This is a genomic window from Mesobacillus sp. ABV4_180 (assembly GCF_056158485.1).
Genome location: NZ_JBSWTJ010000001.1, coordinates 2,897,619 through 2,913,131 on the forward strand (window position 1 = coordinate 2,897,619; position 15,513 = coordinate 2,913,131).

Genomic DNA, 15,513 nt, shown 5'->3' on the forward strand with positions numbered 1-15,513 from the left:
CCTTCCGTACCGGCTTTTAAAGGTTGCCGCGTCTTTCCTGTTCACGTTCGATTGACTCGAATAGTGCCTTGAAGTTCCCTTCACCAAATCCTCTTGCGCCTTTACGCTGAATGATTTCGATGAAAAGTGTCGGACGGTCCACGATTGGCTTCGTGAAGATTTGCAGCAAATAGCCTTCGTCGTCTCGATCTACTAGAATGCTAAGCTCTTTTAACTTATCGATTTCTTCATCAATTTTACCAACACGCTCTGACAGCATTTCATAGTAAGAATCAGGAGTGCTCAGGAATTCCACTCCATTATTGCGAAGTGTTGTAACCGTGCTGACAATATCCTCAGTTAAAATCGCAAGGTGCTGTACGCCTGGGCCATTATAGAATTCCAGATATTCCTGAATCTGCGATTTCCGCTTGCCTTCAGCCGGTTCATTGATCGGGAATTTGATGCGGCCGCCATTATGCATGACTTTCGACATCAACGCTGAATACTCAGTCACGATATCCTTATCTGTAAAGTGCTTCATTTCCTTGAAGCCCATTACATTCGCATAATAGTTGACCCATTCTTCCATTCTCTCAACATTGCCGACAACATGGTCAATGCCGATGAAACCTGCATCCTGGACAGGTACAGTCGTTTCATGCTCAACAAACCCAGGCATGAAGATGCCTTTGTAATCTTTTCTTTCTACTAAAGTATGGATCGTGTCACCATATGTACCGATGACCGCTTTCTTCAATGTGCCGTGTTCATCTGAAACCTCTTGCGGCGGAAGGATTTCGATCGCTCCGCGGCTTACCGCTCCGTCATATGCCTTCTGGACATCATCGACAGCCAGCGCAATATCCTTGACGCCATCACCATGTGTCTTTACGAACTGAGCCACACGTGAAGAGTCATTGTAAGAACCTGTTACAACAAGACGAATCTTACGCTGCTGAAGCACATAAGAAGCCGTTTCACGGTTGCCAGTTTCAAGCCCGGAATACGCTACAACTTTGAAGCCGAAAGCCGTCTGGAAAAAATGAGCCGCCTGCTTCGCGTTCCCAACATAAAGCTCTAAATAATCAACATCTTTTACAGGAAAAAAATCTTCCGTTGTTTGGCCAGATACCATCACTTTTTCTTGCATTTTGTGACCTCCTATTTAAATATTTACAATATTTAAAATTATTTTATAGTAACTCTTCCTTTTCTCTCAAGAGTATGGTGTAAAGCTATAATGCTTTTACGCAGTGAAGTTCCCTTGCTAACTAGCTGCGAGAATTTCAATTTTTCTTTCCAATTCATTCTATGACTTACAACAAAACCGCATTTTTTACGTTGGCAGCACTTTTCTCTCTGTTGGGCAGGATTATTCCCCTTTAACCGAGCTTTTTTCCCCGATAAACCGGATTTATTCCCCTTAGGCCAATCCAGGCCTATACCTTCATTTTCTGCTTCTTCGGTACATTGTGAATCGCCTCTCCCTTGAACGCCTCGACTGCTTCAAGCAGTGCTTCGTTCACGCTTGGATGAGGGTAGGATGGGAATGTAAAGTCTTCGTCCCGTGCTGCCATTTCGAGAGCCTGGATTCCGTTTGAAATCAGCTCCACTGCGCCGGCACCAATCATATGAATACCTAGCAGAAAGTCGCTTTTCTTATCAAAGATGACTTTTACAAGACCTTCTTTTTTCCCCAGAATCGCTGCAAAGCCGTTCGCTGACATTGAGAATTCGCCAACGCCCACCTCATACCCTTGATTAACAGCTTCCTGTTCGGTCAATCCTGCACAGGCGATCGGTGGTCTCGTGCGCACGATATGCGGAATGAATGTCAGGTCATTTTCACTGGCGCGGCCGCAAATCGTCTCGGCAGCAGTTTTCCCCTGTTTGATAGCCTTGACTGCCAGCTGAGGACCTTCAGTTACATCACCAATCGCAAAAATGCTTGAAATGGAAGTCCTTCCGGTTTTGTCTGTTAAAATAAACCCTTCATCAGAAAGCTTCATCCCTAAACGCTCAATCCCCAGATTCAGAAGTTGCGGCCTGGTTCCCAACGAATAAAACAAATGGCTGCCTTCAACGGTTTTGCTGCCATTTTTTCCAGAGAGCAATACGGAAACCCCATCTCCTGCTAAAAGCGTTTCCTCTACTCTATGACCCTTCAAAATCGTTATCCCAGATTTTTTAAGAATCCGGTTTAGCTCTTTGTTGATACTCGTGTCAAACGCAAAGTCATCTTCAGTTAAGATTAAGCTCACCTTTGACCCAAAGGCCTGGAATGCCATCGCCATTTCCAATGCAATGTAATCTTCCCCCAGCACCACGAGATGGTCAGGAACCTCTGCCAAATCAGCAATTGACCAAATATCAAGAATCCTCTCTGATTGAACGACTCCATCCAATTTCTTAGGAGTGCCGCCTGTCGCGATGATTGCCTCACTGAACCGATATACCTCATAGCTGTCCTCGTTCTCGACCCCTATTCTGTCTTCCGAAAGGAAAAAGGCACTGCCTTTGATCACTTCAACCTTATTTGCCTTGCATAAGGCCTCGACCCCACCGCGAAGTTGCTTGACGACTTGATTTTTATAGTCTAATAGCTTGCTAATCTCAAAATTCAGGCCAGCTGCCTTAATCCCAAGCATCTCATCCTGCTTAGCCGCTACTAGCCTTTCGGAACCGTGGGCCAGTACTTTTGATGGGATGCAGCCTTTATTCAGGCATACCCCTCCCAACTGATCCCGTTCGACCAAAGTCACTTTTTTCCCAAGCTGTGCCGCCCTGATTGCAGCATGGTAACCACCTGGGCCGCCGCCAATGATGACGAGATCTCTTTCATGTGCAAGTTCGCCGACGACCATTTACATCAACTCCAGCAGCATCATTTTTGGGTTTTCAATCAACTGGGCAAAACGGTTTGTAAAAGCTACAGCCGTTGCGCCATCCGCAACCCGGTGGTCAAAAGCTATTGAAAGATTCATGATGGATCGGATGGCAATTTCATCCTGGTCCGTCACGACAGGTCTTTTCTTTGTTTTATGGAAGGAAACGAGCGCTGTCTGCGGATGCTGGATGATTGGTGTCGCACCAATGCTGCCTCCTAGCGGACCGACATTGCTGACGGTGAATGTCCCGCCCGATATATCCTTAATGCTTAGCTTGTCATTAAGGGCAAGCTTTGTCAGACTCTTCATTTCCTCATGGATTTGCTTCAGGTTTTTCTTTTCAACATTCCTGATCACTGGTACGATCAAACCATCTGGAGTATCCACGGCAATCCCGATATGATGCTCACGCAAAAGCTGGATACATTCGTTTTTTTCATCCAGTTTCGCATTGAAAACCGGAAATTCTTTCAACCCGATTGAAAGTGCTTTGATGAAAAATGCAGTGGCCGAAATCGAGTTGCCAGAAGACTTGATTTCCTCCCGGAAGGTGATCAAGTCGGTTACGTCGATTTCCTCAAAGTGCGTGCAGTGCGGAATTGTATAAATGGATTGAACCATCTTTTTCGCAATCTGCTTGCGTCGTCCGCGGAATGGCAAGCTATCCAGTAAAAGACCTTCCGCTTCACTCTGTACTGCTTTGCTGGCAGTCTTCATTCCAGTTTCAGAACCTGCTTCCGAATGATTCACAACCAATGTTTCATAATCCGTTCCTGAATTATTCAAAGCAACTTCTTCGGAACCAGCTTCCGAATGATTCGCAGCCCCTGTTTCGGAACCAGGTTGCGAAATGTTCGGAAGCTGCTGCTCAGAACTGGATTCCGAAACATTCGCAACACCAGAATCTCTTAATTTTACAAATGCCATTACATCTTCGTCGGTAATCCGGCCTGATGGTCCAGATCCCGTTACTTCTATAATATTAACGCCAAATTCCCGGGCAATTTTCCTTGTGTATGGAGAAGCTAGGATTCGTCCAGAACGCACGACGCCACTTTCAAATTCATTTTCGTTTACCGGTCTGTTCAGCAAGTTAACGGCAATATTTACGGGCATAGCTCCTGTTTTTACAGAATCAATCACCTGCTGTGCTTCTCCTGTTTTCCCGCTGCCGGCGCTGTCCTCCATGATCAGGAGTGTCGTACCGACCTTGACTGTCTGACCTGGAGTCACCAGCAATTCTTTCACTACACCAGAACGGGGTGCAGGAATTTCAGCGGTCATCTTATCTGTCTGGACTTCTACCAATGGATCATCAGCTTTGACGAAATCCCCGGGCTTCACCAGGTAACAGTTGATGTCTGCTTCGGTCATTCCTTCCCCTATGTCGTGGAGCTTTACTTCAACCATTGGCACGCCTCCTAAAACTTCATCACTTTATCGATTGCAGCTGCGACTCTTTTCGGGGTCGGCAGATAATGGTCTTCAAAACCAAAGTAAGGTACAGGCGTATCGTAACCTGTTACTCTTTCAGCCGGAGCCTTTTGATACAGGAAAGCTTCGTCATTGATCAATGAAATCAAATCGCTGCCAGTTCCGCCTGTCGCATGTGCTTCATGGACGATAACTGTACGCCCGGTCTTTTGAACGGACTCAATGACCAGATCTTTATCAATTGGATAAAGTGTCCTCAAATCGAGCACCTCGCATTGGACTCCTTTTTCCTTCATTTCCGCCGCAGCTTTCATTGCCACCGGAACCATTGCGCCCCAGGCAATGACGGTCACATCTTCACCCTCTGTCAGCTTCTTGCCCTTGCCAATCTCAACCGTGTACTTTCCTTCAGGCACCTCATCACGTGATGAACGGTAGCTTCTCATCGGCTCTAAAAAAAGGACTGGGTCGGGATCTTCAATGGCGGCAATCATCAAACCTTTTGCATCATATGCATTCGATGGACAGACAACCTTCATGCCAGGCATATGAGTGAAAAGCGATTCCGTGCTGTCGCAATGGATTTCCGGAGCGCGTACGCCTGCGCCATAAGGAGCGCGAATCACCATCGGCACGGTAAAATGTCCCATCGTCCGCATCCGCAGCCTCGAGGCATGGGTCATGATTTGTTCGTAAGCAGGATAGATGAAACCAAGAAATTGGATTTCGACTACAGGTTTGAATCCATTCACAGCCATGCCAATAGCGGCGCCGACAAATCCCGCTTCACTTAAAGGGGTGTCAAAGACCCGGTCCTCTCCATATTTCTCTTGAAGTCCGTCGGTAGCACGGAATACACCTCCGTTTTTGCCGATATCTTCTCCAAGGAGAATGACGTCCTTGCTTTCTGAAAGCATGGTGTCGAGGCCATCAGTAATCGCCTGGACAAGTGTCAATGTCTTCGTCTGGAGTGCTGTGTTCATCACGCTTCACCTCCGATCAGTTCGAGATACTCCCGTTTTTGCTTCTCGATTGTCCAGGTTGGTTGTTCAAAAACATAATCAAAGATCACAGCCGGGTCAGCTGCAGGGAAACTTTCCATCTCCATAACAGCTGCATCGATTTCAGCGGCTGCTTTCTCTTCTATTTCCTTCACCCAAGCTTCATCATAGATACCTTCATTTTTCATCCATCGCTCCAGTCTCAAGAGCGGGTCAGTTTCCATCCGCTTCATCGCGCTTTCACCCTGGTCGCGGTATTTGGAAGCATCATCAGCTGTCGTATGCGATCCATATCTCCACGTCATCGCTTCGATCAAGCTTGGGCCTTCGCCGTTACGGGCACGCTCTAGCGCCTTTTCCGTTTCAGCAAAAACAGCAAAGATATCATTGCCATCTACCCTGACACCAGGAATGTCATATCCGATTGCTTTTTGCGCGATCGTGGCGGAATTCATCTGCTTGCTGATCGGCACTGAAATTGCATATTGATTATTTTGGCAAAAATAAACAACAGGAGATTTAAAGACACTGGCGAAATTCAGCCCTTCGTGAAAATCACCTTCAGATGTTGCTCCATCGCCAAAATAGCAAATCGCCGCATTCTTTGTTCCTTTTTGCTTTTCGGCAAAAGCTGCACCAGCAGCATGTGGAATCTGTGTTGCAATCGGGATTGCCGGCGGGAAGATCTTCTTCCCTGCAGGTGGCACACAACCTTCATTCCGTCCATTCCAGAACAGCAAAATATTTCTTAGAGAATGTCCAAATACCATGGCTGCACCATGATCGCGGTAGGTTGGGAACATCCAGTCTTCACTGTTCAATGCCAGGGCTGTGCCAACCTGTGATGCCTCCTGACCTTCGAATGGGGCGTATGTTCCAATACGTCCCTGGCGCTGGAGGCTGATTGATTTCCTGTCCAGCGTCCGAATCCTTACCATATCGGAGTAGAATTGCTTGACTCGATCTTCGGTAACCATATCTTTATGTTCCTCGGACACAATGTTTCCGTTTTGGTCCATCACTTGAAAAATCGGAAAATCCTTATCCATCGGCTCACCCTTTTTTTAAAATCTCGGATTCTATTACATTCTCACAGCCCATTTTGGACGCTTCATATGAGAGAAGAAGCTGTTGCGTCTTGTTCTTGCTTCAATCCGGTTTTCACAGAATTTATTGGCTGCTTCAACAGTCGTGATCCCATCACGTTCAGCCTGGCTGTATATATTTAAAAGAGAATTATAGATTGCTTTTGTCTTTTTCAGGACCCGCTCCTTGTTCGGAGAATATAGCTCATCCGCCACCTGGATCAGACCGCCAGCATTGACAATATAGTCAGGCGCATATAGGATTCCTTTTTCCTGAAGAGCCAGGCCATGCCTTACTTCCTTCAGCTGGTTATTCGCAGAGCCTACAATCGCTTTTACCTGAAGTTGGGAAATCGTATCGTCGTTGATAATTCCGCCCATTGCACATGGAATGAAAACATCTGCTGGCTGTGCGTAAATTTCATCGCTGTTCACAACTTTGATTCCGGCACCCATTTCCTTTGCTTTCTGGACAATCTGGTCAATCGCTTTCTGGTTGATATCCGTCACATAAAGGTCGGCTCCATTATCAAGCAAGTATTCAGCAACCTTGTAGCCTACCTTGCCCAATCCCTGGATGGAGTAAGATTTTCCTGATAAATCATCTGTTTCCCAAAGTGCTTTGCTTGTTGCCTGAAGTCCGTAAATGACACCCTGTGCAGTCGGCACAGAAGAATCGCCGCTGCCGCCATATACTTCATCGACACCAACGATGCAGTTCGTTTCTTTTAAAGCATGGACGAAATCTTCTGGCTCGGTCCCCATGTCAGTTCCTGTATAGAAACGGCCCTGGATGGATTCAACAAATTGGCCGAATGCCCTGAACAATTCCGGGCTTTTGTCCTTTGTCGGGTCGCCAATAATCACAGCTTTACCTCCGCCAAAATCAACGTCCGCTGCTGCGCACTTATAGGTCATCCCTTTCGAAAGGCGCAATACATCCTCCAGTGCATCATCGACTGATTTATACGGATACATGCGGCAACCGCCAAGAGCCGGCCCTAAACGGGTACTGTGAATCGCAATAATCGCCTTCAGCCCAGTTGCTTCATCATTACAAAATACTACCTGCTCATGCTCTCGAATTTGTTCAAACATATCCATTTTCGCTTTCCCCCTTTATTCCGTTAAACAATGTTAGCGCTTTCATTTTTTCACAAAAATTTTTAGCTGCCTGTCAGCAACTCCGATATCTTTTCTTTTGGAAGGATCACTTGCTTCACTTCCCCCACACCAATAAGGCGACCGCTGCATTCTGCCTTCACATTCGTTATGACCGTGTTGCCATGCAGGTCGGTAACAGTGGCCGTCACCTTCACATCCGCACCCTCAATGCACGGTGCGATATGCTTCACGGTAACCGCTCCGCCCATGCCTTCTTCATGATCTTCTAAAAAAGGAAGGATAATTTGTCTGGATACCCATTCCATGTGGTAGACCATCGAAACCGTAGAGTAGACAGGATGAACGAGCTGTCCCTCGAAGCGGGCAAACATATCTGGTGTAACTATGACATCGATGGAGGCTGTATGCCCAGCTTTTAAGCCATCATGCATAATAACCCACCTTTCCAAGTTGTAAATATGTATAACGTTTATTTAACGTTATCATAACATTTCGTTAAATAAACGGTCAATAAATTGTAAGAAATTTTGGTATTTTCTCAAAAATAATTTTGATATAATAATTCGTCGTTTAATTTCAATCCCTACCGGCAGTTATCAGTTGATTCCTCCCGTGATTGGTCCTGAAACCGAATTTTAGTTCACTTTCTCAAGAATTATTCACCTGTATGGGTAAGGAGTTTATATAATCCTGAATGGTCACGGACCTTTACATTCAATACAAAAAAAATCAACCAACTATAATAGCTGGTTGATTTTTCCTTACCCAAGCAATGCCCGGTCGCTTGCGAGTTTCGTTCCGCGAATTCGCTGGAATTCGTTGAGCAAATCCTCGATCATCAGATTTGCTTTCTGTTCTTCATTCACTTCAAGGATAATTTGGCCTTTATCCATCATAATCAGCCTGTTCCCCAAATCCAGGGCCTGCTGCATATTATGAGTTACCATTAGAGTAGTCAAATGATATTTGTCGACGATTTCCTTTGTCAGATTCGTGATCAGTTCGGCACGCGCGGGATCAAGTGCTGCAGTGTGCTCATCCAGCAAGAGAATAGACGGTTCGGTAAATGTCGCCATCAAGAGGGACAATGCCTGACGTTCCCCGCCCGACAACATGCCTACCTTGGCGTTAAGGCGGTTTTCAAGGCCCAAATGCAGCGATTCCAGCACTTCCTTAAAAAGTTCGCGTCGTTTTTTTGTCACGCCACGTGCCAGCGTTCTGCGTTTGTTCCTTGAATAGGCAATTGCCAGATTTTCCTCAATCGTCATGCTTGGAGCAGTTCCTGCCATTGGATCCTGGAAAACACGCCCGATCATTTTTGAACGGTTGTATTCAGACATATAAGTTACGTCTTTGCCATCGAGCGACACTTGGCCGTGGTCTGGCAGCATCACACCGGAAATGATGTTCATCAAAGTCGATTTACCGGCACCATTACTACCAATTACCGTAACGAAGTCACCTTTTTTCAATGTCAAGTTGATATTATCAAGGGCAATTTTTTCATTTGGCGTGCCCTCATTGAAGACTCTATGAATCTGATTTAAGTGCAGCACCAGTCTCACCCTTTCTGTCAGCAGCCACGCTTGCCATTTGCATGTTTTCAAGCTGTCGTTTAACTTTACGCTTCTTCTCTTTATAGCTGTCTATCATCTTAGGCGCTGTCAGTGCCAGGATTACGATCACCGCGGTAATAAGCTTCATGTCACCAGGCTCAAGGAATTCGACCCTCAATGCCAGTGTAACAACAATGCGGTAGATGATCGCACCACCAATTACAGCTAGTGTCGTTCTTGCAATTGACTTTGTACCAAAGAGCGCCTCTCCAATGATTACAGAAGCAAGGCCGATGATGATCATCCCAATTCCCATTCCGACATCCGCGAACCCACCCTGCTGGGCAATCAAGGCTCCTGAAAAAGCAACCATCGCATTCGAAAGACCTAGTCCGAGTATGATCATCAAGTTGGTGTTAGATGAAAAACTGCGGATCATTCTTTTGTTATCGCCAGTTGCCCTGATCGCAAGGCCAATTTCAGTTTTAAGGAATGCATCCGTTATGAATTTTATCGCAAATGTCACGAAAATCATGAACAACAGGATTCCCCATGTTCTAGGAAGGCTGTCGCCAAGGCCGACCGCCGTCAGGAACCCATTAAAAATCGAGTCAATTCCAGTCTTATCGAAAAAGTCCCTGACTGCCGTCATCGCAGTATCAGTATTCAGCAGCGGAACATTCGATTTTCCCATGATTCTGAGATTGATAGAATACAAGGCAATCATCATCAGGATACCCGACAACAGGGCATTCACTTTGCCTACAGTGTGGATGATGCCTGTCAAACAGCCTGCGATAAATCCCGCAGCAAGGGCCGTCAATGTCGCGATAAATGGGTTGGTTCCATTCACGATCATGATTGCGGCAACCGCAGCACCCGTTACGAAGCTGCCATCAACCGTTAAATCCGGAAAATCAAGTACCCGAAAGGATAAGTATACGCCAAGAGCCATGATTGCATAGATGATGCCTGACTCAAATGCCCCGAATATTGCAGTAAACAAGTTGAATCATCCTTTCTCCTATTCTTCGTAAAACTCTGCGTCTTCTCCCCACTCTTCCTTGACTTCAACACCCTGTTCCGATGCTGCTTTTTTGTTGATTGTCAGTGTCAATGATTTAGGAAGCTCAACAGGAATTTCTGATGCTTTCTTCTTGCCTGATAAAATTTCAGCTGCCATCAGACCTGACTGGTAGCCGATGTCATAATAGTTGAAACCGCTCGCAGCCACTGCCCCACGCTTCATGGAATCCAGCTCACCAACGAACAATGGGATCTTTTTCCCATTTGCTACAGAGATAACAGATTCAAGAGCAGATACTACTGTGTTGTCAGTTGGAACATACATTGCGTCAACACGGCCCACGAGTGACTCAGCAGCCTGTTTAACTTCCGCAGACGTTGAGATTGAAGCTTCAACCACTTTTGCTCCGTTTGCTTCTGCAAGCTTTTTGACTTCCTTCAGCTGAACTTCTGAGTTCTGTTCTCCAGCGTTGTAAATGACACCGATTTTCTTCGCACCAACTTCTTTTACCATAAAATCAATCGTCTTCTTGGTCGCATCTGGATGGTTGTCTGTAGTCCCTGTGACGTTGTCCCCTGGTTTGTCAAACGCTTCCACCAATCCTGCTCCAACCGGATCTGTAACAGATGTGAAGATGATTGGGATGTCCTTCGTTGCATTAAGAGCGGCTACCGCACTTGGTGTCGCATTGGCAAAAATCAAATCAACCTTGTCACCAACAAAGTTATTGGCAATTGTTGCGGTATTGTTCATATCAGCCTGTGCGTTCTGGAAATCATACTTAACATTTTCGCCCTCTTTGAATCCCTTATCCTCAAGAGCTTTCTTGAAGCCTTCGGTTGCAGCATCAAGAGATGGATGTTCAGCAAACTGAGTCAAACCGATCTTGTACTGCTTTTTGTCTGAAGAACCATTTGATGCTTCTTTTCCTCCGCAGCCAGCCATTAGCAGCGCACTGGCAAGAACAAGAGAAATAGCTTTTACAGACTTTTTCATAAAAATCCCCCTTGATATTTTTTTATAAACCGGCAGAACAACTATGTAGGTTAAAACTTACAGGCAGCCGGAATGCACCAGAAAAATTTTGTTTCTTAAACTAATAGGAATGAATTGATGAAAGCGTTACCAAAACGTATGATATTCACTATAGGCACCGTAAATATAACGTTATATTAACACCAGCCCTAAAATGGTGTCAATAATATTCCGAAAATTTCGTATGTTGAGATTTCTAATTATTAAAACACCTTTTGGGAAAATGAACAAGATGTTTTTTAAAAATAATAAAACTTTTTCGCTTTTATGCGCGAAAGTGATTGAATAAACTATGTATTTTAGGACATTTATTGCTAATTTACTTTTATTAGCTTCTTGTCTTGAGTGTGGATTAAAAAAACAAATTAAAAAAGCATGCTCCTTTTTTGAAGCATACTTTGTAAAGATTATAATAATACTGTTGCAATCTTAAGCCGTTCCTTGGCATCTTTCACCATTCTGTCTAGTAATTCCTTTACGGTCGGGATATCAGAAATCAGTCCTGATACCTGGCCGCCATTCATGAACCCGTTCTCTTCGTTTCCTTCCAGCGCACCTTTTTTATGAATTTCTTCAGTCGTCAGTTCTGCGAACTCTTCGGCAGTAATCCCCTGCTTTTCTGCATCCAGCAGTTTGCCTGCATAAGGAGTATTCAGGAGTCTGCGAATTTTCCCTACTGACCGTCCTACTATGACCGTTTCATGATCATTAGCCTTCAATAGCTTTTGCTTATAGACATCATGGAACGGAGCTTCTTTCGTGGCAATGAACCTCGTTCCCATTTGCACTCCACTTGCACCAAGTGCCAGCATCGCGGCCAGCCCTTTGCCGTCACCAATTCCCCCTGCGGCGACGACAGGGATTTTAACATGGGCGACAATTTGCGGAATCAGCGCTAATGTAGTCGTTTCAAGGTTCGAATTTATACCTGCAGCCTCATATCCTTCTGCTACTAAAATGTCTGCCCCGGCTGCTTCTGCTTTCACAGCCTGCTTTACTGAAGCCACAACCGCAATCACCTTGACACCAGCTTCTTTCAGCTTTGGAATGAATGGCGCAGGATTGCCGGCAGACAATGTAACGACTGGAACCTTATGTTTTACAGCCAGACGCAATATTCCTGCCGCATTCGGCGATACACTTAATGCAATATTCACAGAAAACGGTTTTGATGTTTTAGACTTTGTTTCCATAATGATCAGTCCAACTTCTTCAACAGGCATCGTCCCGGCACCAATTGTGCCTAAACCTCCAGCCTCGGATACAGCAGCCGTCAAAACCGCATTACTGATATTCCCCATTCCACCCTGGATGATTGGATATTTTATGTCCAGAACAGAAGTAATTCCATTCACAAAAATTCCCCCTTCGTTAAATTAATGTTATACTAGTTCTAAAATTATGACAATTGCTAAAGGAGGATTTTCTTTTGATTCTTAGTTATTCCAATAAAAAGCCTGCTGTAGATGAAAGTGTCTTCCAGGCACCTGGAAGCTATATTATAGGTGATGTGAAAATCGGCAGGAACTCGAGTGTATGGTTCAATGCTGTCCTCCGTGGTGATGAGGACACCATTACGATTGGCGAAAGCTGCAGCATCCAGGACAATGTGACCTGCCACCTTTACGAAGGATCTCCACTCGTCATTGAAGATGAAGTCACCGTTGGCCATAACGCGATTCTTCATGGCTGTACGATCAGGAAAAGATGCATTATCGGAATGGGCTCCACCATTCTTGATGGAGCAGAAATTGGTGAGGAGTGTATTATCGGGGCCAACACTTTGATTCCTGCTGGCAAGAAAATTCCGCCTCGCTCTCTTGTTGTTGGTGCACCAGGCAAAGTTGTAAGGGAAATCGGCGAAAAGGATTTGGAATTGATCCAGCTTTCCATTGATACATATGTGCAAAAGGGCAAGGAATACCGGGAATCTTTGAAAGATATTAAATAAGCGAAAAGAGCTTGGTTTGCATCAAGCTCTTTATGATTCCACTATACCCACTTCACAATATCGTCCATCGGCCTTCTTGTTTTTGGTTTTGGTTCATTAACACGATAGCCAAAGGCGCACATGACTGAAATGCCAAAATGGCCATTTTCCAACAAACCCTCATCAGCAAGAAGCTTATTCATTTTTTCAAAATTAAAGCCTTCAATCGGACATGAATCTATTCCTATTTGTGCTGCAGCAGTCATCATGTTTCCGAGGACTATGTATGTTTGCTTGCATGCCCAATCAAAAAGAGGCCGGTCTCCATCAAGCAATTTGAAATCGGATTTCTGGAATTCTTCGATCCTTTTCAGGTAATTAGCTTTAAAATCCTCTGGCAGCTTTTTCACATTATTGAAGTGGTCCTGCAAATAATCCGAATCATACTTGGTATCGAGCTCAGTCCTGGCTAATATTACAACAAAATGGCTTGCTTCCGGCAGCTTGCCAAATGCGCCCCATGCTGTGTTTTTAACTTTTCCCCTCATTTTATCACTTTGGACAATCAATAAGCGCCATGGCTCGAATCCAAACGAACTGGGAGATAAACGGGCTGTTTCTAAAATGAATTGGAAATCCTCCTCAGAAATCTTCTTGTCCGGGTCAAATTCCTTAGTAGCATGTCTAAAATTGAAAGCGTCTAAAATCTCTTTTTTCACTGTCTCTTTTTCACGCATTTTTCTTCTCTCCTCCCAGGATTAATTTTTATATGAAGCTGTTTAGCATTAATTATTGCTGTTCGTATAAGCCTTGGAGATTGCTAAAAACTCTCCCTTTATTTTGCTTTCAATTTTGCATAAAGGATTTCTGCAGCTGTTAGTGAAGTTTCATCATCAAGTATATCACCAGGCTGGTTCCCTTTTCCAATAATATACCCTTTAAACTGGACTCCCATAAAATCAAAGATATATTGGAATTGCTGGATCATCGGCAGCCCTTTAATTGCGGGATTATCGCCTCCGACGGCAATGACAAATGCGTCCTTCTTTGACATTTGTTGTTTGAAATCGGGGAATTTTGTATCCCTCATTGTATGTGACCAGCGATCAACAAAGTTTTTCATGATGCCTGACATGCTATACCAGTAAATTGGTGTCGCAAAAATAAGTGTATCATGTGGAAGTATACGTTTCATGATTGAATTATAATCGTCATGCCTGTCTTCGAATCCTTTAGCATCGTGGCGTTTATCATCAATAGGAAGAATGTTGTGCTCTCTGAGAATAATTTGTTCAACCTCTAAGCCCTTTAAAGCGTGCTTTGTAAGTAATTCTGTATTTCCATTTGGTCGGGTCCCCCCGTATATGACTGCAATGCTCATACAATTTCCCTCCTCTAATCCTTTCAACTCCACCCTTATTTTACCTAAAATGATTCAGCTTCACACTTACCTGCTTAATAAAACACTAAAAGCAGGGCAAGTGCCCTGCTTTATTATTCTAAAATATACGGATGGTCCATGACATTATAATCAACGTCTTTATGTTTGATTTCATTGCCTTCTTTAAATACGGATTCGAAGAAGCGGGATGCTGGTTCTGCGAGTTCTTTGTAGTATTCGCTGAATAAGGCGGCTGCGTGGCTGCCAAGCCATTTTTCCGGAAGCAGTTCTTCAGGAAGTCCTGGGTCAAAGAAGAGGAACTTCCTGTATTCATGGACCAGCTTCGTCCTTTCAACGAAGCATTCTGCGTCGGACATACTGCCTCTTTGGATTTTATTTTTGTCAATAATGTATTTCTGGCTGTATTCACTGATGAATTCCTGGTATTTTGCGTTTATTTCAACAAGGTCCCAGCTTTTTTCAACTAGCCGCAGATTTTCATGCGGGCCATTATACTCTGCGACAAAGAAATCAACATATTGTTCAATTTCGTATTTCTCGATCAGGTCCCTTACCTGTCTTTCGAGATTATTGGCCGAAATCCAGAAACTGTTGGACATCGAACCGAAGCCGCTCCAGATCAATTCCTTGCGCAGTTCGTCACGGACATTGCGGATCTCCTCAGGGATCGTGTACATCAGGATTCGCCACTTCCCGTCCCATTCCTCTGGCTTCAATTTAAAAATACGTTTCCCTGCCTCGTCGATCCTTTTTTGGCCGCGCGGTGTCAGGGAATAATAGCTCTTGTTCCCGATTTTTTCAGCCTGCACCCACCCCTGCTTGTTCATCCGCGAAATCGCAGCTCTCACGGACTGGTCATTGTGGCCAAATTCATTTAGCAGCCTGATCAGGCTGCCAATCCAAATCTTACTCCCATAATGGGAGATATAGTCCCCATATAAAGTGAAAATCATTGATCTAGTATTCAAGCCTCTGTCATCCTCATTCGTTTTTGTCGTTCGTAATAAATCCGTTATAGAATATTTTACAGTATTATCATTATTTTGCA

Annotated in this window: 15 protein-coding genes; 1 reads left to right on the forward strand and 14 read right to left on the reverse strand. The window is 44.6% G+C overall.

From position 1 onward, the window contains the following. Positions 1 to 16: 16 nt before the first annotated feature. The 11 genes from hppD to ACXAEA_RS14980 form a co-directional block, all read right to left on the reverse strand. The gene (hppD, locus tag ACXAEA_RS14930; protein ID WP_475096674.1) at positions 17 to 1,132 is read right to left on the reverse strand and encodes a 4-hydroxyphenylpyruvate dioxygenase; all 1,116 of its coding nucleotides are present in this window, start codon (positions 1,130 to 1,132) and stop codon (positions 17 to 19) included. Positions 1,133 to 1,421: 289 nt separating this feature from the next. Next, positions 1,422 to 2,846, reverse strand: coding sequence for a dihydrolipoyl dehydrogenase (gene lpdA / locus ACXAEA_RS14935; protein ID WP_475096675.1), 1,425 nt, complete (start codon positions 2,844 to 2,846; stop codon positions 1,422 to 1,424). Further along, positions 2,847 to 4,280, reverse strand: coding sequence for a dihydrolipoamide acetyltransferase family protein (locus ACXAEA_RS14940; RefSeq protein ID WP_475096676.1), 1,434 nt, complete (start codon positions 4,278 to 4,280; stop codon positions 2,847 to 2,849). A gap of 11 nt (positions 4,281 to 4,291) precedes the next feature. Beyond that, positions 4,292 to 5,287: an alpha-ketoacid dehydrogenase subunit beta gene (locus tag ACXAEA_RS14945; RefSeq protein ID WP_475098135.1), complete on the reverse strand. Its 996-nt coding sequence runs from the start codon at positions 5,285 to 5,287 to the stop codon at positions 4,292 to 4,294. Beyond that, positions 5,287 to 6,354 carry a pyruvate dehydrogenase (acetyl-transferring) E1 component subunit alpha gene (gene pdhA / locus ACXAEA_RS14950; protein WP_475096677.1) on the reverse strand — a complete coding sequence of 356 codons (1,068 nt, stop codon included), beginning with the start codon at positions 6,352 to 6,354 and terminating at the stop codon, positions 5,287 to 5,289. The genes ACXAEA_RS14945 and pdhA overlap by 1 nt, the downstream gene beginning before the upstream one ends. 33 nt (positions 6,355 to 6,387) lie before the next feature. Continuing rightward, the gene (locus ACXAEA_RS14955; RefSeq protein WP_475096678.1) at positions 6,388 to 7,494 is read right to left on the reverse strand and encodes a Leu/Phe/Val dehydrogenase; all 1,107 of its coding nucleotides are present in this window, start codon (positions 7,492 to 7,494) and stop codon (positions 6,388 to 6,390) included. A gap of 62 nt (positions 7,495 to 7,556) precedes the next feature. Continuing rightward, positions 7,557 to 7,946 carry a thioesterase family protein gene (locus ACXAEA_RS14960; protein WP_475096679.1) on the reverse strand — a complete coding sequence of 130 codons (390 nt, stop codon included), beginning with the start codon at positions 7,944 to 7,946 and terminating at the stop codon, positions 7,557 to 7,559. A 330-nt stretch (positions 7,947 to 8,276) separates the two neighbouring features. Beyond that, the gene (locus tag ACXAEA_RS14965) at positions 8,277 to 9,071 is read right to left on the reverse strand and encodes an ABC transporter ATP-binding protein (RefSeq protein ID WP_475096680.1); all 795 of its coding nucleotides are present in this window, start codon (positions 9,069 to 9,071) and stop codon (positions 8,277 to 8,279) included. Beyond that, the gene (locus ACXAEA_RS14970; protein WP_475096681.1) at positions 9,046 to 10,077 is read right to left on the reverse strand and encodes an ABC transporter permease; all 1,032 of its coding nucleotides are present in this window, start codon (positions 10,075 to 10,077) and stop codon (positions 9,046 to 9,048) included. The genes ACXAEA_RS14965 and ACXAEA_RS14970 overlap by 26 nt, the downstream gene beginning before the upstream one ends. Before the next feature lie 18 nt (positions 10,078 to 10,095). After that, a complete protein-coding gene (locus ACXAEA_RS14975; protein WP_475096682.1) occupies positions 10,096 to 11,094 on the reverse strand; it encodes an ABC transporter substrate-binding protein in 999 nt (332 codons plus the stop codon). A gap of 446 nt (positions 11,095 to 11,540) precedes the next feature. Further along, entirely contained in the window at positions 11,541 to 12,488 is a 948-nt protein-coding gene (locus tag ACXAEA_RS14980) for an NAD(P)H-dependent flavin oxidoreductase (RefSeq protein WP_475096683.1), read from the reverse strand. A 74-nt stretch (positions 12,489 to 12,562) separates the two neighbouring features. Between ACXAEA_RS14980 and ACXAEA_RS14985 the strand changes: the two genes are divergently transcribed. Beyond that, the gene (locus tag ACXAEA_RS14985; protein ID WP_475096684.1) at positions 12,563 to 13,084 is read left to right on the forward strand and encodes a gamma carbonic anhydrase family protein; all 522 of its coding nucleotides are present in this window, start codon (positions 12,563 to 12,565) and stop codon (positions 13,082 to 13,084) included. A 41-nt stretch (positions 13,085 to 13,125) separates the two neighbouring features. Here ACXAEA_RS14985 and ACXAEA_RS14990 read toward each other — a convergent pair whose 3' ends face one another. The 3 genes from ACXAEA_RS14990 to paaX form a co-directional block, all read right to left on the reverse strand. Further along, the gene (locus tag ACXAEA_RS14990; protein ID WP_475096685.1) at positions 13,126 to 13,800 is read right to left on the reverse strand and encodes an NAD(P)H-dependent oxidoreductase; all 675 of its coding nucleotides are present in this window, start codon (positions 13,798 to 13,800) and stop codon (positions 13,126 to 13,128) included. A gap of 98 nt (positions 13,801 to 13,898) precedes the next feature. Continuing rightward, on the reverse strand, positions 13,899 to 14,444 hold the full coding sequence (locus tag ACXAEA_RS14995; RefSeq protein WP_475096686.1) for a flavodoxin family protein: 546 nt from the start codon (positions 14,442 to 14,444) through the stop codon (positions 13,899 to 13,901). A gap of 113 nt (positions 14,445 to 14,557) precedes the next feature. After that, positions 14,558 to 15,433 (reverse strand): phenylacetic acid degradation operon negative regulatory protein PaaX, encoded by an 876-nt coding sequence (paaX, locus tag ACXAEA_RS15000; RefSeq protein ID WP_475098136.1) that lies wholly within the window; start codon positions 15,431 to 15,433, stop codon positions 14,558 to 14,560. Positions 15,434 to 15,513 lie beyond the last annotated feature (80 nt).